Origin of the sequence: Citrobacter sp. Cu096 (assembly GCF_030332285.1) — a bacterium.
Classification (GTDB): Bacteria; Pseudomonadota; Gammaproteobacteria; order Enterobacterales; family Enterobacteriaceae; genus Citrobacter; species Citrobacter meridianamericanus.
In genome coordinates this window covers 100,120-122,910 of sequence record NZ_JAOWID010000019.1, presented here as the reverse complement: position 1 = coordinate 122,910, position 22,791 = coordinate 100,120, and the positions used below count along the sequence as shown (strand labels likewise).

22 protein-coding genes are annotated in these 22,791 nt (G+C 51.7%); 14 read left to right on the top strand and 8 right to left on the bottom strand.

All coding sequences use genetic code 11. From position 1 onward, the window contains the following. Positions 1 to 63 precede the first annotated feature (63 nt). Positions 64 to 1,167 carry a branched chain amino acid ABC transporter substrate-binding protein LivJ gene (gene livJ, locus OGX99_RS04640; RefSeq protein ID WP_151216893.1) on the top strand — a complete coding sequence of 368 codons (1,104 nt, stop codon included), beginning with the start codon at positions 64 to 66 and terminating at the stop codon, positions 1,165 to 1,167. Between the two features lie 157 nt (positions 1,168 to 1,324). On the opposite strand, the gene panM is transcribed toward livJ, so the two are convergent. Further along, positions 1,325 to 1,708, bottom strand: coding sequence for an aspartate 1-decarboxylase autocleavage activator PanM (gene panM, locus OGX99_RS04635; RefSeq protein ID WP_151217210.1), 384 nt, complete (start codon positions 1,706 to 1,708; stop codon positions 1,325 to 1,327). Positions 1,709 to 2,132: 424 nt separating this feature from the next. Here panM and livK point away from each other — a divergent pair, with 424 nt between their 5' ends. The 10 genes from livK to ugpQ all read left to right on the top strand — a co-directional run bounded on the left by livK (position 2,133) and on the right by ugpQ (position 12,216). After that, entirely contained in the window at positions 2,133 to 3,242 is a 1,110-nt protein-coding gene (gene livK, locus OGX99_RS04630) for a high-affinity branched-chain amino acid ABC transporter substrate-binding protein LivK (protein WP_151216892.1), read from the top strand. A gap of 61 nt (positions 3,243 to 3,303) precedes the next feature. Beyond that, positions 3,304 to 4,230 (top strand): high-affinity branched-chain amino acid ABC transporter permease LivH, encoded by a 927-nt coding sequence (livH, locus tag OGX99_RS04625; protein WP_003023435.1) that lies wholly within the window; start codon positions 3,304 to 3,306, stop codon positions 4,228 to 4,230. Then, positions 4,227 to 5,504: a branched chain amino acid ABC transporter permease LivM gene (gene livM, locus OGX99_RS04620; RefSeq protein ID WP_003023436.1), complete on the top strand. Its 1,278-nt coding sequence runs from the start codon at positions 4,227 to 4,229 to the stop codon at positions 5,502 to 5,504. The genes livH and livM overlap by 4 nt, the downstream gene beginning before the upstream one ends. Continuing rightward, on the top strand, positions 5,501 to 6,268 hold the full coding sequence (gene livG, locus OGX99_RS04615) for a high-affinity branched-chain amino acid ABC transporter ATP-binding protein LivG (RefSeq protein ID WP_003023438.1): 768 nt from the start codon (positions 5,501 to 5,503) through the stop codon (positions 6,266 to 6,268). Before livM ends, livG begins: the two co-directional genes overlap by 4 nt. 17 nt (positions 6,269 to 6,285) lie before the next feature. Continuing rightward, positions 6,286 to 6,999 carry a high-affinity branched-chain amino acid ABC transporter ATP-binding protein LivF gene (livF, locus tag OGX99_RS04610; protein ID WP_151216891.1) on the top strand — a complete coding sequence of 238 codons (714 nt, stop codon included), beginning with the start codon at positions 6,286 to 6,288 and terminating at the stop codon, positions 6,997 to 6,999. A 294-nt stretch (positions 7,000 to 7,293) separates the two neighbouring features. Further along, complete coding sequence (gene ugpB, locus OGX99_RS04605; RefSeq protein ID WP_151216890.1) at positions 7,294 to 8,610, top strand: sn-glycerol-3-phosphate ABC transporter substrate-binding protein UgpB; 1,317 nt, start codon at positions 7,294 to 7,296, stop codon at positions 8,608 to 8,610. Between the two features lie 63 nt (positions 8,611 to 8,673). After that, the gene (gene ugpA, locus OGX99_RS04600; RefSeq protein WP_151216889.1) at positions 8,674 to 9,561 is read left to right on the top strand and encodes a sn-glycerol-3-phosphate ABC transporter permease UgpA; all 888 of its coding nucleotides are present in this window, start codon (positions 8,674 to 8,676) and stop codon (positions 9,559 to 9,561) included. Beyond that, positions 9,558 to 10,403 (top strand): sn-glycerol-3-phosphate ABC transporter permease UgpE, encoded by an 846-nt coding sequence (gene ugpE, locus OGX99_RS04595; protein WP_252838535.1) that lies wholly within the window; start codon positions 9,558 to 9,560, stop codon positions 10,401 to 10,403. Before ugpA ends, ugpE begins: the two co-directional genes overlap by 4 nt. A gap of 2 nt (positions 10,404 to 10,405) precedes the next feature. Further along, the gene (locus tag OGX99_RS04590; RefSeq protein ID WP_151216887.1) at positions 10,406 to 11,476 is read left to right on the top strand and encodes a sn-glycerol-3-phosphate import ATP-binding protein UgpC; all 1,071 of its coding nucleotides are present in this window, start codon (positions 10,406 to 10,408) and stop codon (positions 11,474 to 11,476) included. Next, positions 11,473 to 12,216, top strand: a complete 744-nt coding sequence (ugpQ, locus tag OGX99_RS04585) for a glycerophosphodiester phosphodiesterase (RefSeq protein WP_151216886.1) — start codon at positions 11,473 to 11,475, stop codon at positions 12,214 to 12,216. Before OGX99_RS04590 ends, ugpQ begins: the two co-directional genes overlap by 4 nt. On the opposite strand, the gene OGX99_RS04580 is transcribed toward ugpQ, so the two are convergent. Next, on the bottom strand, positions 12,213 to 12,653 hold the full coding sequence (locus OGX99_RS04580; RefSeq protein WP_151216885.1) for a DUF2756 family protein: 441 nt from the start codon (positions 12,651 to 12,653) through the stop codon (positions 12,213 to 12,215). The two genes, ugpQ and OGX99_RS04580, sit on opposite strands and share 4 nt — an antisense overlap. Before the next feature lie 118 nt (positions 12,654 to 12,771). Between OGX99_RS04580 and ggt the strand changes: the two genes are divergently transcribed. Next, positions 12,772 to 14,517 carry a gamma-glutamyltransferase gene (gene ggt / locus OGX99_RS04575; RefSeq protein ID WP_016151116.1) on the top strand — a complete coding sequence of 582 codons (1,746 nt, stop codon included), beginning with the start codon at positions 12,772 to 12,774 and terminating at the stop codon, positions 14,515 to 14,517. Positions 14,518 to 14,560: 43 nt separating this feature from the next. On the opposite strand, the gene OGX99_RS04570 is transcribed toward ggt, so the two are convergent. The 6 genes from OGX99_RS04570 to yhhY all read right to left on the bottom strand — a co-directional run bounded on the left by OGX99_RS04570 (position 14,561) and on the right by yhhY (position 20,348). Next, entirely contained in the window at positions 14,561 to 15,595 is a 1,035-nt protein-coding gene (locus OGX99_RS04570) for a phosphotriesterase family protein (RefSeq protein WP_187253949.1), read from the bottom strand. After that, positions 15,595 to 16,563, bottom strand: a complete 969-nt coding sequence (locus OGX99_RS04565; protein WP_187253812.1) for a DMT family transporter — start codon at positions 16,561 to 16,563, stop codon at positions 15,595 to 15,597. The genes OGX99_RS04570 and OGX99_RS04565 overlap by 1 nt, the downstream gene beginning before the upstream one ends. Before the next feature lie 53 nt (positions 16,564 to 16,616). Next, complete coding sequence (locus OGX99_RS04560; protein WP_187253811.1) at positions 16,617 to 17,378, bottom strand: glutamine amidotransferase; 762 nt, start codon at positions 17,376 to 17,378, stop codon at positions 16,617 to 16,619. A gap of 15 nt (positions 17,379 to 17,393) precedes the next feature. Continuing rightward, on the bottom strand, positions 17,394 to 18,608 hold the full coding sequence (locus OGX99_RS04555) for a PfkB family carbohydrate kinase (RefSeq protein WP_286542801.1): 1,215 nt from the start codon (positions 18,606 to 18,608) through the stop codon (positions 17,394 to 17,396). Positions 18,609 to 18,927: 319 nt separating this feature from the next. Further along, the gene (locus OGX99_RS04550; RefSeq protein WP_210904186.1) at positions 18,928 to 19,812 is read right to left on the bottom strand and encodes a hypothetical protein; all 885 of its coding nucleotides are present in this window, start codon (positions 19,810 to 19,812) and stop codon (positions 18,928 to 18,930) included. 47 nt (positions 19,813 to 19,859) lie between these two features. Beyond that, the gene (yhhY, locus tag OGX99_RS04545) at positions 19,860 to 20,348 is read right to left on the bottom strand and encodes an N-acetyltransferase (protein ID WP_151216880.1); all 489 of its coding nucleotides are present in this window, start codon (positions 20,346 to 20,348) and stop codon (positions 19,860 to 19,862) included. A 457-nt stretch (positions 20,349 to 20,805) separates the two neighbouring features. Here yhhY and OGX99_RS04540 point away from each other — a divergent pair, with 457 nt between their 5' ends. Both OGX99_RS04540 and yhhW read left to right on the top strand, forming a co-directional pair. Further along, entirely contained in the window at positions 20,806 to 21,843 is a 1,038-nt protein-coding gene (locus tag OGX99_RS04540) for an oxidoreductase (RefSeq protein WP_187253808.1), read from the top strand. 123 nt (positions 21,844 to 21,966) lie between these two features. After that, complete coding sequence (yhhW, locus tag OGX99_RS04535) at positions 21,967 to 22,662, top strand: quercetin 2,3-dioxygenase (RefSeq protein ID WP_003023472.1); 696 nt, start codon at positions 21,967 to 21,969, stop codon at positions 22,660 to 22,662. Positions 22,663 to 22,791: the final 129 nt, after the last annotated feature.

The following is a 22,791-nucleotide window of genomic DNA, read 5'->3' as shown; positions in this document are numbered from 1 at the left end:
AATAAAGTGCTGAACAACAACATCACAACACACGTAATAACCACAATAATGGGGATTGTCAGGATGAATATGAAGGGTAAAGCGTTATTGGCAGGATGTATCGCCCTGTCTTTGAGCAATATGGCGTTTGCTAAGGATATTAAAGTTGCTGTTGTCGGCGCGATGTCCGGTCCGGTAGCACAATATGGCGATCAGGAATTTACCGGCGCAGAGCAGGCGATTGCAGATATTAACACCAAGGGCGGCGTGAAAGGCGACAAACTGGTCATGGTGAAATATGACGATGCCTGTGACCCGAAACAAGCGGTAGCGGTTGCTAACAAAGTGGTCAACGACGGGATTAAATACGTTATCGGTCACCTGTGCTCTTCTTCCACTCAGCCTGCGTCAGATATCTATGAAGACGAAGGTATTCTGATGATCACCCCAGCGGCAACGGCGCCAGAGCTGACCGCACGCGGCTATAACCTGGTGTTACGTACCACCGGTCTGGATTCCGATCAGGGCCCTACAGCCGCCAAATATATTGTTGAAAAAGTGAAGCCGCAGCGCATTGCGATCGTGCATGACAAACAACAGTACGGTGAAGGCCTGGCGCGTTCCGTGCAGGACAACCTCAAGAAAGCCAACGCTGACGTGGTGTTCTTCGACGGGATCACTGCCGGTGAGAAAGATTTCTCTACGCTGGTGGCGCGTTTGAAGAAAGAGAACATCGATTTCGTTTACTACGGCGGTTACCACCCGGAAATGGGGCAGATCCTGCGTCAGGCACGCGCTGCGGGTCTGAAAACTCAGTTTATGGGACCAGAAGGGGTAGCGAACGTGTCGCTGTCTAATATCGCCGGTGAATCAGCAGAAGGCTTACTGGTAACGAAACCGAAGAACTACGACCAGGTACCAGCGAACAAACCGATTGTGGACGCCATCAAGGCCAAGAAACAGGATCCGAGTGGTGCATTCGTATGGACCACCTACGCTGCGCTGCAATCTTTGCAGGCTGGTCTGAACCAGTCTGACGACCCGGCTGAAATTGCCAAATACCTGAAAGCAAACTCGGTGGAAACCGTCATGGGGCCGTTGTCCTGGGATGCGAAGGGCGATCTGAAAGGCTTCGAGTTTGGCGTGTTTGACTGGCATGCTAACGGGACGGCGACAGACGCCAAGTGATTTTCCCGGCGCCTTTCGCGCCGCAGGTGTGTTGGCTGCGTTATTCAACCCCGGTCACTTACTTATGTAAGCTCCGGGGATTTTATAACTTGCCGCCTGCCTGCAACACGTAATTCTTGGGAAACTACTAGTAATACAATTGGTTGGGAGCGGTTTTCTACCGTTTCTCCCAGCCATTTTCCTGGGCCGTAAACCCTAACGCCTGCATAAACGCGGCCATCACGCTGCGGTCTTCAACGCCGACATCGGCCATCCACCATGCACTCACATCAGGATTTACCCGGATGACCTCTTCGATCAAATACTGGCCCACACCACGACGGCGGGTGATATCGCGCACGCGCAATGAATCCAGTGCGCCTTGTGTGCCGCTCAGCGTGACCCGCACTGCGCCGAGCAGGCGCTCGTTAAAGCGCGCGGCGTAGATCCGATGCGTTTCATCTACGCTTAACGATGAGGGGGAATATTCCGGCCAGATTTTGCCCAGATCAATCTGATCCTGGGCGCTAAAGTTATCTAAACGAACGATGGTCAGCTTCATTAACAGCATGTCCAAATCACAAAAGATGGAATCAGTGTACCGAAATAATTCACCCGGATGCTTTCTCTTTTTTATTCGATTAACCAGGTTAATAGTTTTGTAACAACGATATTGACAGTTTGAAACATCAGAGATTGAAAAATAGGCAGGATAATACCCTGGAATGCAGCATTTTATTCCGCTCTTTGTGCCGTTATTTTATGCTGACAAACGTGCTTTTTTTTGTTTATCTATAGTGAAAAGCAGAATATTATCTTTTCTTAATCGACTGAAAAATAGAGCTTTTAGTATCAATTTGCTAAAAAAACTGCGCTAAACCATTAATGAGACTGGTAAAAATAGTGCAGTTCAAAAAAAGCACAGTCTGCTTTTTAACCATATAAATACAAAATATTAATTACGTCACGAATGGGGATTCAGGAATATGAAACGGAATGCAAAAACAATCATCGCAGGAGCGATAGCACTGGTCATGTCACACGCGGTCATGGCGGATGATATCAAGGTCGCTGTGGTTGGCGCGATGTCAGGCCCGGTCGCGCAGTGGGGTGATATGGAATTTAATGGCGCGCGTCAGGCCATTAAAGATATCAATGCCAAAGGCGGGATCAAAGGCGACAAACTGGTCGCCGTGGAATATGACGACGCTTGCGATCCGAAGCAGGCCGTGGCGGTAGCGAACAAAATCGTCAATGACGGCATTCAGTACGTTATTGGACATCTGTGCTCATCTTCCACGCAACCGGCATCCGATATCTACGAAGATGAAGGCATTCTGATGATTTCCCCGGGCGCGACCAACCCGGAGCTGACCCAGCGCGGTTACGCACACATTATGCGTACAGCGGGCCTGGACTCCTCTCAAGGGCCGACCGCCGCGAAATACATTCTGGAGAAGGTGAAACCACAGCGTATCGCCATCATTCACGATAAGCAGCAATATGGTGAAGGTCTGGCGCGTTCGGTACAGGACAGCCTGAAAGCAGGCAATGCCAATATCGTCTTCTTTGACGGAATCACCGCCGGAGAAAAAGATTTTTCTGCGCTGATTGCCCGCCTGAAAAAAGAAAATATCGACTTTGTTTATTACGGCGGCTATTACCCGGAAATGGGACAAATGTTGCGCCAGGCTCGTTCTGTCGGCCTGAAAACCCAGTTTATGGGACCAGAGGGCGTAGGTAATGCGTCGCTGTCTAACATTGCCGGTGATGCCGCTGAAGGCATGTTGGTGACTATGCCTAAACGTTATGACCAGGATCCAGCGAATAAAGCGATCGTTGATGCACTCAAAGCTGACAAGAAAGATCCAAGCGGCCCGTACGTGTGGATCACGTATGCAGCCGTCCAGTCATTGGCAACCGCCATGGACCGCAGCGGCAGCAAAGAGCCGTTGGACCTGGTGAAAGATTTGAAAGCACACGGGGCTGATACCGTGATTGGGCCGCTGAAATGGGACGAAAAAGGCGATTTGAAGGGATTTGAGTTTGGTGTCTTCCAGTGGCACGCGGACGGATCATCGACCGTTGCGAAGTAATCGCTGAAGACGAGTTATCCCACCGCCCGTGTAAAACGGGCGGGTTAAGAAAGGTTACCTTATGTCCGAGCAGTTCCTCTATTTCTTGCAGCAGATGTTTAACGGCGTCACGCTGGGAAGCACCTATGCGCTGATCGCCATCGGCTACACGATGGTGTACGGCATTATTGGCATGATCAACTTCGCCCACGGCGAGGTGTATATGATCGGCAGTTATGTCTCCTTTATGATCATCGCTGCGCTAATGATGATGGGCATTGATTCCAGTTGGCTACTGGTCGCGGCGGGTTTCGTCGGCGCGATTGTGATTGCCAGCGCCTACGGCTGGAGCATAGAACGCGTGGCGTATCGGCCCGTGCGCAGCTCCAAGCGCCTGATCGCGCTGATTTCCGCTATCGGGATGTCCATCTTCCTGCAAAACTACGTCAGCCTGACGGAAGGCTCGCGCGACGTCGCATTACCCAGCCTGTTTAACGGCCAGTGGACCGTCGGCAGCAGCGAAAACTTCTCTGCTTCCATCACCACCATGCAGCTGGTTATCTGGATAGTAACCTTCTTGGCGATGCTGGCGCTGACGCTGTTTATCCGTTACTCCCGTATGGGACGCGCCTGCCGTGCCTGCGCGGAAGATCTAAAAATGGCCAGCCTGCTCGGTATAAATACCGATCGCGTGATTGCGCTGACCTTTGTGATTGGCGCGGCAATGGCGGCGGTCGCGGGTGTGCTGCTCGGTCAGTTCTATGGCGTAATTAACCCCTACATCGGCTTTATGGCCGGGATGAAGGCCTTTACCGCAGCGGTATTGGGCGGTATCGGTAGTATTCCAGGGGCGATGATCGGCGGCCTGATTCTGGGCGTCGCGGAAGCGCTCTCCTCTGCTTACTTGAGTACTGAATACAAAGACGTGGTGTCGTTCGCGCTGCTGATTCTGGTGCTGCTGGTGATGCCGACCGGTATTCTGGGTCGCCCGGAGGTAGAGAAAGTATGAAACCGATGCATTTTGCAATGGCGCTGCTCTCTGCCGCGATGTTCTTCGTCCTGGCGGGCGTCTTTATGGGCGTCCAGCTGGAGCTTGACGGCACCAAACTGGTGGTGGATTCCGCGGCGGATATTCGCTGGCAGTGGGTGTTTATCGGTACTGGCGTGGTCTTCCTCTTCCAGTTGCTGCGTCCAGCCTTCCAGAAGGGTCTGAAGAGCGTCTCCGGGCCGAAGTTTATTCTGCCGGCGATTGATGGCTCCACCGTTAAACAGAAGCTGTTTCTGGTGGCGCTGCTGGTGATTGCCGTGGCGTGGCCGTTTATGGTGTCACGCGGTACGGTGGATATCGCCACGCTGACGATGATTTATATCATCCTCGGCCTCGGCTTAAACGTGGTGGTGGGGCTTTCCGGCCTGCTGGTGCTGGGCTACGGCGGCTTTTATGCCATCGGCGCTTACACTTTCGCACTGCTGAACCACTATTACGGCCTCGGCTTCTGGACATGCCTGCCGCTGGCAGGGCTGGTTTCCGCTGCTGCGGGCTTCTTGCTCGGTTTCCCGGTGCTGCGTCTACGCGGGGATTATCTGGCGATTGTGACCTTAGGCTTCGGCGAAATCGTTCGTATCCTGCTGCTCAACAACACCGAAGTGACCGGTGGCCCGAACGGTATCAGCCAGATCCCGAAACCGACTTTTTTCGGTCTGGAGTTTAGCCGTACCGCCCGTGAAGGCGGCTGGGATACCTTCAGCAACTTCTTTAACGTGAAGTACGATCCCTCCGACCGTGTGATTTTCCTGTATCTGGTGGCGCTGCTGCTGGTGGTCTTCTCGCTGTTTGTTATCAACCGTCTGCTGCGTATGCCGTTGGGTCGTGCGTGGGAAGCGCTGCGCGAAGATGAAATTGCCTGTCGCTCACTGGGCTTAAACCCTACGCGCATCAAGCTGACCGCCTTTACCATCAGCGCCGCGTTCGCCGGTTTTGCCGGTACGTTGTTCGCCGCGCGCCAGGGCTTTGTCAGCCCGGAATCCTTCACCTTTGCCGAGTCGGCCTTTGTGCTGGCAATTGTGGTTCTGGGCGGAATGGGCTCACAGTTCGCGGTGATCCTCGCGGCCATCCTGCTGGTGGTGTCCCGCGAGTTGATGCGTGATTTCAATGAATACAGCATGTTAATGCTGGGTGGTTTAATGGTACTGATGATGATCTGGCGTCCGCAGGGCTTGTTGCCGATGACCCGTCCACAGTTGAAACTGAAAAACGGGGAAGCAAAAGGAGAGCAGGCATGAGTCAGCCATTATTATCCGTTAACGGCCTGATGATGCGCTTCGGCGGTCTGCTGGCGGTAAACAACGTTGAGCTGGAGCTGCGGCCACAGGAGATAGTTTCGTTAATTGGGCCAAACGGCGCGGGAAAAACCACGGTCTTTAACTGTCTGACCGGTTTTTATAAACCCACCGGCGGTACCATTAAGCTGCGCGACCAGCATCTGGAAGGGCTGCCGGGACAGCAAATCGCGCGGATGGGCGTGGTGCGCACTTTCCAGCACGTCCGTTTGTTTCGCGAGATGACGGTGATTGAAAACCTGCTGGTGGCGCAACATCAGCAGCTGAAAACCGGCGTGTTTTCGGGCCTGTTGAAAACCCCGTCGTTCCGCCGCGCGCAGAGTGAAGCGTTGGATCGCGCCGCCACCTGGCTGGAGCGTATTGGTTTGCTGGAGCATGCCAACCGTCAGGCCAGTAACCTGGCCTACGGCGATCAGCGTCGTCTGGAGATCGCCCGTTGCATGGTGACCCAGCCGGAGATCCTGATGCTCGACGAACCCGCCGCAGGTCTTAACCCGAAAGAGACCAAAGAGCTGGACGAGCTGATTGCTGAGCTGCGTAATCATCACAACACGACAATCTTGTTGATTGAACACGACATGAAGCTGGTGATGGGGATTTCGGACCGTATTTACGTGGTGAACCAGGGCACGCCGCTGGCGAACGGGACGCCGGAACAGATTCGTAACAACCCGGACGTGATCCGCGCCTATTTAGGTGAAGCATAATGGGGGCGAGAGATAATATGGATAAGGTGATGTTATCGTTTGATAAAGTCAGCGCCCACTACGGCAAGATACAGGCGCTGCACGACGTCAGCTTGTATATCAATCAAGGTGAAATCGTGACGCTTATTGGCGCCAACGGCGCGGGAAAAACCACGCTGCTCGGTACGTTGTGCGGCGACCCGCGCGCGACCAGCGGGCGAATCGTCTTTGATGATAAAGACATTACCGACTGGCAGACGGCGAAAATCATGCGCGAAGCGGTGGCGATTGTCCCGGAAGGGCGTCGCGTGTTTTCCCGCATGACGGTGGAAGAGAACCTGGCGATGGGCGGTTTTTTTGCCGAGAAGGACCAGTTTCAGGAACGCATCAAGTGGGTGTATGACCTGTTTCCTCGCCTGCATGAGCGCCGTATTCAACGTGCGGGAACGATGTCCGGCGGCGAACAGCAGATGCTGGCGATAGGCCGTGCGCTGATGAGCCAGCCGAGGCTGCTACTGCTTGATGAACCATCGCTGGGCCTGGCGCCGATTATCATCCAGCAGATCTTTAACACCATAGAGCAATTGCGCGAGCAGGGGATGACCATCTTCCTCGTCGAACAGAACGCGAACCAGGCGCTGAAGCTCGCCGATCGCGGCTACGTGCTGGAAAACGGTCATGTGGTGCTGGAAGACACCGGCGATGCGTTACTGGCTAATGAAGCGGTGCGCAGCGCGTATCTGGGCGGTTAATTCTCTCCTTCCTTGCTGGATGGCGGCGTAAACGCTTTATTCGGCCTACGGTATGTGTAGGCCGGGTAAGAGGCATAAACATCGCCATCTGGTGTTTCATTTAAATTGCCTATACGTGTCTCAGCTCCCACTTTCCCTTCTTACAACTTTCACCGCCTTGCCATCTGTTTGTCGCCTTACTATCTTTTTTTTGTAATAAAAAAGTTATTTTTCTGTCATTCGAGCATGTCATGTTACCCCCGCGAGCATAAAACGCGTGATATCGCGCATCCGGCACAACAAGAGAGATAACCGATGATATCGTTACGACATACAGCTTTAGGACTGGCACTTAGCCTGGCGTTTGCAGGTCAGGCACTGGCGGTCACCACCATCCCATTCTGGCATTCAATGGAAGGCGAACTGGGTAAAGAAGTTGATTCTCTGGCGCAACGCTTTAATGCCGCCAATCCCGACTACAAAATTGTTCCGCAGTACAAAGGCAACTATGAGCAGAACCTGAGCGCAGGTATTGCCGCTTTCCGTACCGGAAACGCGCCTGCGTTGCTGCAGGTTTATGAAGTGGGTACGGCAACGATGATGGCTTCGAAAGCCATTAAACCGGTGTATGAAGTATTCAAAGAGGCTGGCATTAACTTCGATGAGTCTCAGTTTGTACCGACGGTTTCCGGCTATTACACCGACTCTAAAAGCGGACATTTACTCTCCCAGCCTTTTAACAGTTCCACCCCAGTGCTGTACTACAACAAAGATGCCTTCAAAAAAGCAGGTTTAGACCCTGAGCAACCGCCGAAAACCTGGCAGGACCTGGCGGAATACACTGCGAAGCTGAAAGCCGCAGGTATGAAGTGCGGTTACGCCAGTGGCTGGCAGGGTTGGATTCAGATTGAAAACTTCAGCGCCTGGAACGGTCTGCCGGTCGCCACCAAAAACAATGGCTTTGACGGTGCTGACGCGGTACTTGAATTCAATAAACCCGAGCAGGTAAAACACATTGCCTTGCTGCAAGAGCTGAACAAAAAAGGGGATTTCAGTTACTTCGGGCGTAAAGATGAATCCACAGAAAAATTCTATAACGGTGAATGTGCTATTACTACAGCTTCCTCCGGCTCATTAGCGAATATCCGCCAGTACGCCAAATTCAATTACGGCGTCGGCATGATGCCGTACGATGCTGATGTGAAGGGCGCACCGCAGAACGCAATTATTGGCGGGGCCAGCCTGTGGGTGATGCAGGGCAAAGATAAAGCAACCTACGAAGGCGTGGCAAAGTTCCTCAACTTCCTGGCACAGCCAGAAATTGCGGCTGAATGGCATCAGAAAACCGGTTACCTGCCGATCACGACTGCCGCATACGACCTGACACGTGAGCAGGGTTATTATGATAAGAATCCTGGGGCCGATATTGCCACCCGCCAGATGCTGAACAAACCGCCGTTGCCGTTTACCAAAGGGCTGCGTCTGGGCAACATGCCGCAGATCCGCACTATTGTGGACGAAGAACTGGAAGGGGTATGGACCGGGAAGAAAACCCCACAGCAGGCGTTGGATGCCGCCGTTGAGCGTGGTAATCAGTTACTGCGCCGCTTTGAGCAATCGACCAAGTCTTAAGTGTATAAGTGCCGGATAAGGTGCTTGCACCGCCATCCGGCACCTTCCAGGAAAAGAATCTACATGTCCTCATCTCGTCCGGTGTTCCGCTCGCGCTGGCTTCCTTATTTGCTGGTGGCCCCGCAGCTGGTTATCACTGTTATTTTCTTTATCTGGCCCGCCGGTGAAGCGCTGTGGTACTCGCTACTATCCGTTGATCCGTTTGGTCTTTCCAGCCAGTTTGTCGGACTGGAGAATTTTGTCGCGCTGTTCCATGACCCGTACTACCTTGATTCATTCTGGACCACCATTAAGTTCAGTACGTTAGTCACGGTGAGCGGCTTACTGGTGTCGTTATTTTTTGCGGCGCTGGTGAATTACGTGGTACGCGGCAGCCGTTTTTACCAGACACTGATGCTATTGCCTTACGCCGTTGCGCCGGCCGTCGCTGCCGTATTGTGGATCTTCCTGTTTAACCCAGGACGCGGGCTAATTACCCATTTTCTCGGTGAGTTTGGCTATGACTGGAACCATGCGCAAAACAGCGGTCAGGCGATGTTTCTGGTGGTGTTCGCGTCGGTCTGGAAGCAGATTAGTTACAACTTCCTGTTCTTCTTTGCCGCACTGCAGTCTATTCCGCGGTCGCTGATCGAAGCCGCCGCGATCGACGGCGCAGGACCGGTTCGCCGCTTCTTTAAACTGGCGCTGCCGCTGATTGCGCCGGTCAGCTTCTTTCTGCTGGTGGTGAATCTGGTTTATGCCTTCTTTGATACCTTCCCGGTGATCGATGCCGCCACGGCAGGTGGACCGGTACAGGCGACCACTACGTTGATTTATAAGATCTATCGCGAAGGGTTTGTCGGGCTGGATCTGGCGTCTTCCGCTGCACAATCGGTGGTGCTGATGTTCCTGGTCATTATTTTGACGGTGGTGCAGTTCCGCTATGTGGAAAGTAAGGTGCGTTACCAATGATTGAGAACCGTCCTGGGCTGACAATATTCAGCCATACCATGTTGATTATAGGGATCATGGTGATCCTGTTTCCGCTGTACGTCGCGTTTGTCGCGGCGACGCTGGACAATAAAGCGGTGTTTGAGACGCCGATGACGCTGGTTCCCGGCACACAGTTGCTGGAAAACATGAAATACATCTGGGTCAACGGCGTGGGCGTCAACAGCGCGCCGTTCTGGCTGATGATGCTCAACAGTTTCATCATGGCATTCAGCATTACGGTAGGGAAAATTACTGTCTCTATGCTCTCCGCATTCGCCATCGTCTGGTTCCGCTTTCCGCTGCGCAACCTGTTTTTCTGGATGATTTTTATCACCCTGATGCTACCGGTTGAGGTGCGTATTTTCCCGACGGTAGAAGTGATTGCCAACCTGAAAATGCTCGACAGCTATGCAGGCCTGACGCTGCCGTTGATGGCGTCAGCGACAGCGACTTTCCTGTTCCGTCAGTTCTTTATGACCCTGCCGGATGAACTGGTTGAGGCGGCGCGTATTGACGGCGCGTCACCGATGCGTTTTTTCCGCGATATCGTACTACCGCTGTCAAAAACCAATCTGGCTGCGCTATTCGTGATCACCTTTATCTACGGCTGGAACCAGTATCTGTGGCCGTTGTTAATTATTACCGACGTCAATTTGGGCACTGCGGTGGCGGGCATCAAAGGCATGATTGCCACTGGTGAAGGCACCACACAGTGGAACCAGGTAATGGCAGCCATGCTGCTGACGCTCATCCCTCCGGTAATCATCGTGTTAGCCATGCAGCGTGCCTTCGTATGTGGCCTGGTCGATAGTGAGAAATAAAAATGGCTGGTTTAAAACTACAGGCAGTAACCAAAAGCTGGGACGGCAAAACCCAGGTAATTAAACCGCTGACGCTGGACGTCGCGGACGGGGAATTTATTGTGATGGTTGGGCCATCCGGCTGCGGTAAATCTACGCTATTGCGGATGGTGGCTGGGCTTGAACGGGTGAGCGGCGGCGATATCTGGATTGATAATAAACGCGTCACCGAAATGGAGCCAAAGGATCGTGGTATTGCGATGGTCTTCCAGAACTATGCGTTGTACCCGCATATGAGCGTGGAAGAAAATATGGCCTGGGGGCTGAAAATTCGCGGGATGGGCAAGGAGCATATTGCTGAGCGGGTGAAAGAGGCAGCGCGTATTCTCGAACTGGATGGCCTGCTTAAACGTCGTCCACGTGAGCTTTCCGGCGGCCAGCGCCAGCGCGTGGCCATGGGGCGGGCGATTGTCCGCGACCCGGCGGTATTCCTGTTCGATGAGCCGCTTTCTAACCTCGATGCCAAGCTGCGCGTACAGATGCGTCTGGAATTACAACATCTGCATCGTCGGCTGAAAACCACCTCGCTGTACGTGACACACGATCAGGTTGAAGCGATGACCCTCGCCCAACGGGTAATGGTGATGAATAAAGGCATTGCCGAGCAAATCGGTACCCCGGTTGAGGTGTATGAGAAACCTGCCAGCCGCTTTGTGGCGAGCTTTATCGGCAGCCCCGCAATGAATCTGCTGGACGGTCGCATCAGCGCCTCAGGTACGCATTTTGAGCTGGGCGATGGTATGTCGTTACCTATCGGTAGAAGCGCCGGGGAGTGTGTTGGGCGTAACATGACGCTGGGTATCCGCCCGGAGCATATTGCGCTAAGCTCGCAGGCCGAAGGTGGCGTGCCGTTGGTCGTCGACACGCTGGAAATGCTAGGTGCGGATAATCTGGCACATGGACGTTGGGGTGAGCAAAAACTGGTGGTGCGGTTGGCGCATCAGCATCGCCCGACTGCAGGCAGCACGCTGTGGCTGCATCTGCCAGAAAATCATCTGCATCTTTTTGATGGCGAAACAGGACAACGTGTATGAGTAACTGGCCTTACCCCCATATTGTCGCCCATCGTGGCGGCGGTAAGCTGGCACCGGAAAATACCCTGGCGGCGATCGACGTGGGGGCGCGATACGGGCATACCATGATTGAGTTTGACGCTAAATTGTCGAAAGACGGTGAGATCTTCTTGCTGCATGACGACAACCTGGAACGCACCAGCAACGGCTGGGGCGTGGCAGGCGAATTGAACTGGCAGGATTTATTGCGCGTGGACGCCGGGGGCTGGTTTAGCGGTGAGTTTAAAGGCGAACCGCTGCCGCTGCTCTCGCAAGTTGCTGAGCGCTGCCGCCAACACGGCATGATGGCAAATATTGAGATCAAACCCACCACCGGGACGGGGGCGCTCACCGGGAAGGTCGTGGCGCTGGCCGCGCGTGAACTGTGGGCGGGAATGACGCCACCGCTGTTGTCATCCTTTGAGATTGATGCTCTTGAAGCGGCGCAACAGGCGGTGCCTGAACTGCCGAGAGGCTTGCTGCTTGATGAGTGGCGCGAGGACTGGCGTGAGCTGACCACCCGGCTTGGCTGCGTTTCTATTCACCTTAATCACAAGCTGTTGGATGAAACGCGCGTGGATGCGCTGCACGACGCGGGGCTACGTATACTGGTTTATACCGTAAACCGACCCCAGCGCGCGGCAGAACTGCTGCGCTGGGGCGTAGACAGCATCTGTACCGATGCCATTGATACCATTGGTCCGGATTTCCAGCCCAGTTAAGGCCCAATCGTTTTTAACGGAACGTTAGGTTGCGGCGTGCTGGAGGGCTTCAGCATGTCGCCGTTCTTTTTCTCCGACAGCATATGTTGCTTATTCAGCGAGCTGTCCGGATTACGGGGTCCACTCAACATCCCACCGTTGCTGTTAGGCAGCATTTGCTGCCGTCCAGAATTCAACTCGCCCGGCTGCGACTGTAGCACGCGCTGGGTGTTCGTGTTGATTTGGTTTTCCATATGCTGTTGCTGCATGCGCGTCTGCGTTTGCAACTGCTGGTTGAGCATCCCTTTCTGCTGAATCTGCTGTGATTGCATTTGGGTTTGCATACGCTGCTGGCTCGGGATCTGATAACCGGGCTGATTCGGGTTATTCATGGTGTTGATGGGCTGTGCAAAGCCTGCAAAGGGCAAGAGCATGGCTAAAAGTAAGAGTCGTTTCATCGCTTTTCTCCTCTCGGGGATCGTTTAAGTTTACTCCTTTCTCGCCGTGACGATGATTATTTCAGAGTTATGCACCAGGCTTAGTGGGGGCCGACCCCCATACATCTGGAGAATAACGATGATAAAACCGACGTTTTTACGCCGGGTAGCCATTGCTGCTCTGCTCTCAGGAAGTTGTTTTAGCGTGGCTGCTGCGCCGGCTGCACCACCGCCGGTGTCTTACGGTGTTGAGGAAGATGTGTTCCATCCCGTGCGTGCGCAACAGGGGATGGTGGCTTCCGTGGATGCGTTAGCCACCCAGGTTGGGGTGGATATTCTTAAACAGGGCGGGAATGCCGTTGATGCCGCCGTTGCCGTGGGTTACGCGCTGGCGGTGACGCATCCGCAGGCGGGCAATCTGGGCGGCGGTGGGTTTATGCTGCTGCGCACCAAAGACGGTAACACCACAGCGATTGATTTTCGTGAAATGGCCCCTGCTGGCGCGACCCGCGACATGTTCCTCGATGAGCAGGGCAACGCCGATGCGAAAAAATCGCTAACCTCACATCTGGCATCCGGTACGCCGGGTACCGTGGCGGGGTTCTCGCTGGCGCTGGAGAAATATGGCACGATGCCGCTGAACAAAGTCGTGCGCCCGGCAATGAAGCTGGCGGAAGAAGGCTTTGTTGTTAACGACGCGCTGGCTGACGATCTGAAAACCTATGGCAGCGAAGTGCTCCCTAATCACGAAAACAGCAAAGCCATTTTCTGGAAAGACGGCGAGCCGCTGAAAAAGGGCGACAAGCTGGTGCAAACGAACCTGGCGAAAAGCCTGGAGATGATTGCCGAAAATGGCCCGGATGCGTTTTATAAAGGGGCGATTGCCGATCAGATTGCTGAGGAAATGCAGAAGAACGGCGGGCTGATGACCAAAGAGGATTTAGCCGCCTATAAAGCCGTGGAGCGTACGCCGATTAGCGGCGACTATCGCGGATATCAGGTCTTCTCGATGCCGCCGCCGTCCTCTGGCGGAATTCATATCGTGCAGATCCTCAATATTCTCGAAAACTTCGATATGAAGAAGTACGGGTTTGGCAGCGCTGATGCCATGCAGGTAATGGCTGAAGCGGAGAAATATGCCTACGCCGACCGTTCGGAGTATCTGGGCGACCCGGATTTTGTGAAAGTGCCGTGGCAGGCGCTGACCAATAAAGCCTATGCCAAATCGCTTGCCGATCAGATTGATATCAACAAGGCTAAGCCTTCCAGCCAGATCAAACCTGGCAAGCTCGCGCCGTATGAAAGCAATCAGACCACCCATTTCTCGGTGGTGGATAAAGACGGCAATGCTGTGGCGGTGACGTATACGCTGAACACCACCTTTGGCACCGGGATTGTGGCGGGAAACACCGGCATTCTGCTTAATAACGAAATGGACGATTTCTCCGCCAAACCGGGCGTGCCGAACGTTTACGGGTTGGTGGGTGGCGATGCCAACGCGGTTGGGCCGAAGAAGCGTCCGCTGTCATCAATGTCGCCGACTATCGTGGTTAAAGACGGGAAAACCTGGCTGGTTACTGGCAGTCCTGGCGGAAGCCGAATTATCACTACTGTGCTGCAAATGGTAGTCAACAGCATTGATTTTGGAATGAATGTCGCCGAAGCGACCAACGCGCCGCGCTTCCATCATCAGTGGTTGCCCGATGAACTGCGCGTTGAGAAAGGGTTTAGCCCGGACACCATTAAGCTGCTGGAACAGAAAGGGCAGAAAGTCGCACTGAAGGAAGCGATGGGCAGCACGCAGAGCATTATGGTAGGACCGGATGGCGCACTGTATGGCGCGTCCGATCCGCGTTCCGTGGATGATTTAACGGCGGGATACTGATTTTTTTTCATAGCCCGGTGCCTGGCACCGGGCTCTTTATTGGTTACGCCGTGAGTAACCGTGCTGGATTATCAATACAGAGTTTACGAAGAATATCGTTGTCTACTCCACGGGCAGCCAGATAGGCGAGGAAAACATTCGGGACAAATCCCCAGCCGTTTCCCCCATTTTTTGCCCACATTTGTTTGAGAAAGACATCATGGCTTAAGACGATCTGGTCGGCGTATCCCAGTTCAATCAGATGTGCTACCGCATCTGCGGTTTCCTGAACGCCCGGGGCTATCCCTTCTTTTGGGAAGGTGATGTCTAGACCAATCATGTCAAATTCTAGCCATACGCCGCGGTCGAGCATTTTACATTGATAAGCAACATCCTTTCCTGAAGGATCTGAATGCGCCAGCGAGACTTTTGCCGGAGAGACGTTCATCTCTTCAAGGACAATATCCAGTACCTCGTCGCCCAGCCGCAGCCACCCTGGCATATGGATATTCATCGCCGTGTGGGGGTTATTACGTTGTGCCAGAGAAGCCGCCCGCAGACTGTTGCGTTCCGCCTGCGTAAAAGCGGGTGATACACCAATTTCACCGATCATGCCGGCGCGAATATCCGTCTCGCCTATCCCCTGATTCAGTTCCTTATCAATAAGTGAGGCTAACAACTCGACAGGTTTATGGATCCTGGCGCTTTCGAACTTCTCCAGATAAGGTCCTGATGAAGCCACGATGTTCAAACCGGTTTTTAATGCTACTTCTCGTAAAGATAAGACGTCCCGGCCGATCGATTCAGAACCTGTCGCGTCGACAATAGTTCGGCCTCCCAATGACATAAAGTTGTTGATTTCAAAGATGACATCATCAATCTCCTTTCTGTCCATGTTATCGGCGCAGCAGTAGGGATCGTGTTTCAATCCCCACTGCAGAGCAGCGCTGACTTTTTTCCCCACGAGTTGCTGTGAAAATTCATATTGCGGTTCGTCAACAACTGATGATAAATCGTTAAACAGGTGCTCATGCGGTAGCGTCAGACCCATATCAGTGTGCGCAATGGGGCCTGTTACGGTTTGCAGGAAACCTTTCATCATGACACCTCCATTTTTTGCGCCATTTTGGATGCTCTGTATTCGGGGATGGTGGTAACAATTGCGCCTACTAGCGCAAACAGCGTCCCAATGATCGTGACCAGGTAGACCGTATTGCCTAGTGATGGGATAAGTTCATCAATCAACACTGAGCCAAGCAACTGACCTGCGGTAGAAGCAACTCCGAGCATCAACAGACCTAAGCCTCTGACCAGAATCGCCATCAGCCCGATGGACAGCAGACCCAGCGGGCCACCGAGATACATCCACCACGTATCGGGTAACTGGACGGTGACATGACCTAATGCGACACGTATCGCCAGCGCAGCGCCCAGCACACAAAAGCCGACGATGAAGTTCCAGGTAATGGAAACCAGCATGGAGCCCGTTGCCTCGGCGACTTTGGCATTTCCTGCTGGCTGCCAGCCAGCAAGTAACCCTGCCAAAAATGGAAGGATAGCGAGCAGAATAAAGGATGTTGAGTGCCACTGTGGCGATACGACAAAAATGGTGGCAATAACAGCGAATAATGCGCCAGTAATGCGCCATGGCGTGAAATATTTCTTCTCATCCACACCGATACCAAAACGGTCGCACAGTAGGCCGGAAAGGAGCAGAGCGGAAATCAATGCGGTTTGAAAAGTAGCAACGCCCAACGCACTGGCTGATGCGCCTTCAGAAAATACGACCATCGCCCCGCATAATCCGGCAAACCAATTCCACAACGGGATTTTCCGCGTTTTAATCAGAGCAGGGATCGACGCGAATTGCTGGCGTGTTTCTTTGCGTGCAATAATAATAAAAAACATGACGACCAGACCACTGGCGAACGAGATTACTGCGCAAGCATTACCATCTTGCAACCAGTGTCCCAATTGTCCATTAACGGCAGACTGCATGGGGGAAAGCATACCTGCTAAGATAGTTGCAAGCATCAGTAAGGGGGTTGAGTACTTATTCTTGTTCATACATCAATCCTTATATTTTATAAAAGGAGTAACTTTCGTTACTCCATTGTTTTTTATTTTCTGGCAATGAATTGAAGCGTGTTAACCCACAGGTCGGTATAAAACGGCCAGGACATGAATTGCTGCGTTCCCCAGTGTGGTGAGCAGTCACTCATAAAACAGGCGGTTTTGCCCCGTTGGTATTCACCGAACACCAACAATGGATCATTATTAATGGTTAATACGACATCGGTATCTTCTTTGGCTACAACCTGGTTATATCCAAGAAATACCGGGTAGTCTGAGAATCCGTTAACAACAGGATGTTCAGGAGAGACTACCTCAGCGTAAATACCCTCTGGTTTTTCCACCCGGTCATCGCCGTTTAGCATAATAACTGGCAGGACTTCGGCAAGAATGGTGTTCTTGTAATTGGCCTTGGCCTCAATACCCATAAATGACAGATAGCCGCCAATCATGAGCAGTCCACCACCATTTTTGACGTACTCTTTAATTGATTCCAGAGCATTCGGCTTTATTTTTAGCTGATAGAACGTCTCGTTTTGCAACAGGAACGTATTGCTGCCGATATCGCTAATGACAATGGCATCGTAACGGTTTAGCTCATCAACGCTTTCTGGAAAAGCGATTTGTACGGTGTGAGCAGGCATATAATCAACTTCCACTCCGCCTTTCTTTAGGCATTCCAGTAACCATGTGGCACCTTCTTCGTATTTACTGGAGGTAAAACTGTCATAGCCTTTTGAATGAATCATGTGAATATGCCAGGATTCTCCAATAAAGAGCACCTTTAATTTTTTCTGCGTATTATTCATAGTCTGCTCCTTGATTTAGTGAGTCGAGATAGTTTGTTTATAATTTGAACCCTGAATGCGATGAAGAACAGAATCGTTCTCTGGCATGTCAGAGGCATTGGGTGTTTCAACAGCAAGTGAGGCGAATGCGCTGGCATAGCACAATGCGGATGCCAGTGATTTTCCTTTAGCAAGGCCTGATGCGAGAGCGCCATTAAAGGCGTCGCCCGCTCCAGCGGTATTTTTTACAACTGCCGGGAACGCCGGGGAATAGATGAATTGTGTTCCGTCATAAGCGAGGGAGCCTTTGCTCCCTAGGGTGATAATGGTATTTTTGACGCCTTTCTGATGAATAATCTTTGCCGCACTTTTTGCCGACTCAATATCATTGACGGACATATTTGCCAGCAGACCAGCTTCGGTTTCATTTGGCGTAATATAATCAATATTATCAATAATGGTATTGACCATTTCATTGTATGGTGCTGGATTGATAATGACAGGGATATCATTTTTCTGCGCGATTCGAATTGTTTGGTGAAGCGCCTCGTAATTTGTCTCCAGCTGTACAAGAACAATATCTGAATGAATAATGGCTTCTCTTTGTATGGTGATTTCATCAGGGGAAATTGTCATGTTCGCACCGGGATAGATAGCGATGATGTTATCTCCGGTATCCCCATTCACCATGATGGTGGCTGTGCCAGTTTGTGTTTCTTTGGTTTGATAGATAACACTTTTATGGATCTTTGATGAGTTAATAAAATTAATGGCGTAATCGCTAAAATGGTCTGACCCTACTTTAGTAATAAAATGTACATCAGAATCGGCATAGCTTGCCGCTAATGCCTGATTACATCCTTTACCGCCTGGCGAAAAAATAAAATTATCGGCAAGTAATGATTCGCCTGTCGAGGGTAGCCTCGGTAGGTAACTTATAATATCAACATTGAAGGAGCCAATAACACATACATTATTTTTCATGGCAGAGAGACCTTTTTTTATTTTTTGTGCTGATTCATATTTTTCCAGCACATAAGCAATTTCGTTTTTTGCAACGTTATCAAGAGAGTCAAGGGTAATAAATGCACCACCATGACAGCGAGTGAGATATCCCTGTCCGGCAAGTTCATTGAGATCTGAGCGAATAGTTTCTTTTGTTACCTTGAGACTTTTCGCCAGATTGGAAACTTTTACAACTCCCGAAATACTGAGTTCTTTCAATATTCTATGATGGCGTTCAAATTTCATTTTTTACCTCACCGTGGTTAAGTTAATCCCAGGTGAAGTATATTGTTGTGATTGTCACCATAAAGTGATGGCAGAAACCAAAAAAAAACAAAAATGAAATATTAATTTTATTAAAGTCACGAAAAATATCGATGAAGATAATAAGTAGAATAGTCCTATGATTCAGATGGTTGTTAGCCTCAAGGTGACGCTGGGGGATGAGCCGTAATCAACAACTTTATGTCAGGATTGGATGGCAATTCCGTTTCTGGATTTAACGGCGGGGAAATAAAGGATAATGACCTACAACGCTCTGAAAGTTGTAGGCCTTATTAGTTCGTTAAGGAACATACTGTTGCAGTGATTCGGACCAGCGAAATATGTGACTGCTTTTATCCTGCAGGTTAACGACCTCCAAATCATAAAATCCCTGCGTCTTTGCTGACCGCAATTTCAGGATGTACTTACTCTCGCTGATGTCGTGCTGTCGCGTTCCGTCCTGGTTCCAGTCTCCGGCGATGTCCTGATATTGATAAACAAGGTCGGAAAACACGTTGATTATCTTGTTGTCTTTGATCGTGTACAACTCCAGCACTTCATAAAATGCGCCGCCGCCTGAATACGCCTCAGAGTAGCCACCGCGCACCCCGAACGCCAGAGTATCGGGAGAGATCCGGTACGGTGCCAGATCCAATTTTGTATAATAAGCCAGCGCTCTGACGGACTCATCATCGCTCTCTTTATCGGTGGCTTTATTCCACGCCGAGATCTGGTTTAACGGTTTTTCTGAGCGGGCAATAGGCACTAGCTGTTGGTTCTGCCAGGAAAAAACGCCGAGATATAATTTATTGGCGCGTCCGTTGCTGTAGTTTTCCGGACAGGTGTTATCCGCGTACTTTTTTGCCTGCCCGGCATCGGCCTGATTGTCTGCGAAACAGGCGACGCCAATGTATTTTCCGTCTTTGCCCCAGGCTTTGGCGCCGGTGAGGATCAGATTATTAGGATTTTCGTTTGGCGCAACCCAGCCAATCCACTGGTTCTCTGATAATCCCTGCGGAAGTTCACCAAATCCTTTCGCAGGTGTTGCCCCTGCCATTTGCTCAGCAAAAATCTGTTTACCTTCAGGATGTTGAATAGCGCCGGGGACAGCATCGAGATTTTGTACGGTCGTGGCGAAAGCTGGAGAGAGCGAGGCCAGTAAAACCAGGGGAACAAACTTTTTCACTATTGCGTCCTTTCAATAAGCAGGGCGAGATGACTCGCCCTTCAACATTATTTCACACGCGCCATAAAATACGCATCCACGTACTCGCCGTTGCGCAGTCCGTATTTCTTACCTGTCCCTTCGATCTCAAAGCCATGCTTTTTATAGACCGCAATTGCAGGTTCGTTATCAACAAACACCGTTAACTCGATACGGTCGACGCGCAGCCAGTTGTCGCACATGTCGATCATCGTACGGAGAAGCGCGCTGGCAACGCCGCGATTCTGCCAGCGGGCATCAACGCAGATACCAAAATCGGCGACATGGCTGCGGCGGGGGCGCTGAGCAACGTCGATGCAGAGATGTCCGACGACGATATCATCAATGCACGCGACCAGTTGTTTGATTCCGACCCGTTCGGTTAGTCGCTCTTGCCACATCTCCATGGAAGGATGAGGAACCTGTAGCGTGTTGTGATACACCTCCGGCTGGGCATGGATCTGACGAATTGCGTCGTAATCTTTAGGTTCAGCGTGGCGAATCACTATCTCACTCATTCCTTATCTCCTTCAGGGTTAATTGAGTCTTTACCCTCGCTGAGAAAGAAAATTCCGTCAACTGCATTTTTTTGCAAAAAGAAGTAGACAAGTGCGAATGAGAATGATTATTATTGCTCTGCATTCAGGGGAACCCCTATGGAGAACCTGAAAGCACGACATTGCTCACATTGCTTCCAGTATTACTTTAGCCAGCTTTTGCTGGCTTTTTTTTTGGGGTTTTGTTTCAGCCTGGCTTACTTGTCATTTTGTCCCCGGGAAGTGCTCGTGCTCCTCACGTACATTTAGTACGCTCCGGGCCCTGCGCGCTTGCCGTGAACAAACTGACCGCGACGCCGGCGGCCGATCCTGTCGCACCAGTGGTGCCGTTCAAGCGCTATCCGGCAAAGAATCCAACATTCAGTCTCCTCACGCTTTGCGCTATGGTGTAGACAATCATCTTCAAAAGGACTGTCTCATGACCTTACACTGCGCATTTATTGGTTTTGGTAAAAGTACCACTCGCTACCATTTGCCGTACGTCCTCAACCGCAAAAATAGCTGGCATGTCGCGCACATTTTCCGCCGTAACGCCAGGCCGGAAGAGCAGGCGCCGCAGTATTCGCATATTCACTTCACCAGCGACCTCGACGAGATCTTAAACGATCCGCAGGTGAGGTTAGTGATCGTCTGTACCCATGCTGACAGCCATTTTGACTACGCCAAACGTGCGCTGGAGGCGGGTAAAAACGTGCTGGTTGAGAAGCCGTTCACGCCGACGCTGGCAGAAGCAAAAGTGCTGTTCGAACTGGCGCAAAGCAAAGGGCTGACCGTTACGCCGTATCAGAATCGTCGTTTTGACTCCTGCTTCCTAACCGCTAAAAAGGCGATTGAGAGCGGTAAACTCGGCGAAATTGTTGAGGTTGAAAGCCATTTTGATTACTACCGTCCCGAGGCGGAAATTAAGCCGGGACTGCCGCAGGACGGCGCATTTTATGGCCTGGGCGTACACACTATGGACCAGATTATCTCGCTGTTCGGTCGCCCTGAACACGTGGCCTATGACATTCGCAGCCTGCGTAATAAAGCGAACCCGGACGACACCTTTGAAGCGCAACTGTTCTACGGTGACCTGAAAGCCATTGTTAAAACCAGCCATCTGGTGAAAATCGACTATCCGAAGTTTATCATTCACGGCACCAAAGGCTCGTTTGTGAAGTACGGCATCGACCAGCAGGAAACCAGCCTGAAGGCCAATATCATGCCGGGTGATCCAGGTTTCGCTGCTGACGATTCCATCGGGGTACTGGAGTACGTTAACGATGACGGCCTGACGATAAAAGAAGAGATGAAGCCGGAAGTAGGGGACTATGGTCGCGTCTATGATGCGCTATACCAGACGCTGACCGCCGGTACGCCTAATTACGTCAAGGAATCTGAAGTTCTTACCAACCTGGAACTTCTCGAACGCGCCTTTGAACAGGCATCTCCGGCGACGATAACCCTCGCCAAATAGCTTGCACAGACTCCTCTGGGCTTGTTCATATTTTTTGAACAGAGGAGTCAATTTTCACCCTCTATGATCCCAGGCGGATTGAGTCCACACTTACTCCATCGAAAACATCTGGGGGTGAACACAATGATCTATTTACGCAAAGCTAATGACCGTGGTCATGCGAATCATGGCTGGCTCGATTCCTGGCATACCTTCTCTTTTGCCAACTATTATGACCCGAATTTTATGGGGTTCTCGGCACTGCGCGTGATTAACGATGACGTGATTGACGCAGGCCAGGGCTTTGGCACTCACCCCCATAAAGATATGGAAATCCTGACCTACGTGCTGGAAGGTGCGGTAGAACATCAGGACAGCATGGGTAACAAAGAGCAGGTTCCTGCCGGTGAGTTCCAGATTATGAGCGCCGGGACGGGGATCCGTCACTCGGAGTACAACCCGAGCAATACTGAGAAGCTGCATCTGTATCAAATCTGGATCATGCCGCAAGAGAACGGTATTACGCCGCGCTATGAACAGCGTCGTTTCGATGCCGCTCAGGGTAAACAACTGGTGCTGTCGCCGGATGCTCGTGATGGCTCGCTGAAAGTGTACCAGGATATGGAGCTGTACCGTTGGGCGTTGGTCAAAGATGAGCAGTCGGTACATCAGATTGCCGCTGAACGTCGCGTCTGGATCCAGGTCGTTAAAGGCAACGTCACCATTAACGGAACTAAAGCGACTACCAGCGATGGCCTGGCAATCTGGGATGAACAGGCAATTTCTATTCATGCCGACAGCGACAGCGAAGTGTTACTGTTTGATCTGCCGCCAGTCTAACGTGCTGTAACCCTTTGTAGGCCGGATAAGACGCGAAAACGTCGACATCCGGCTTTTCATCGTTTGTCATTAATTCCATGCGTCCGTGGTAAACTGGGGAAATCTATCCCTTTTTAACGCTTCAGGACG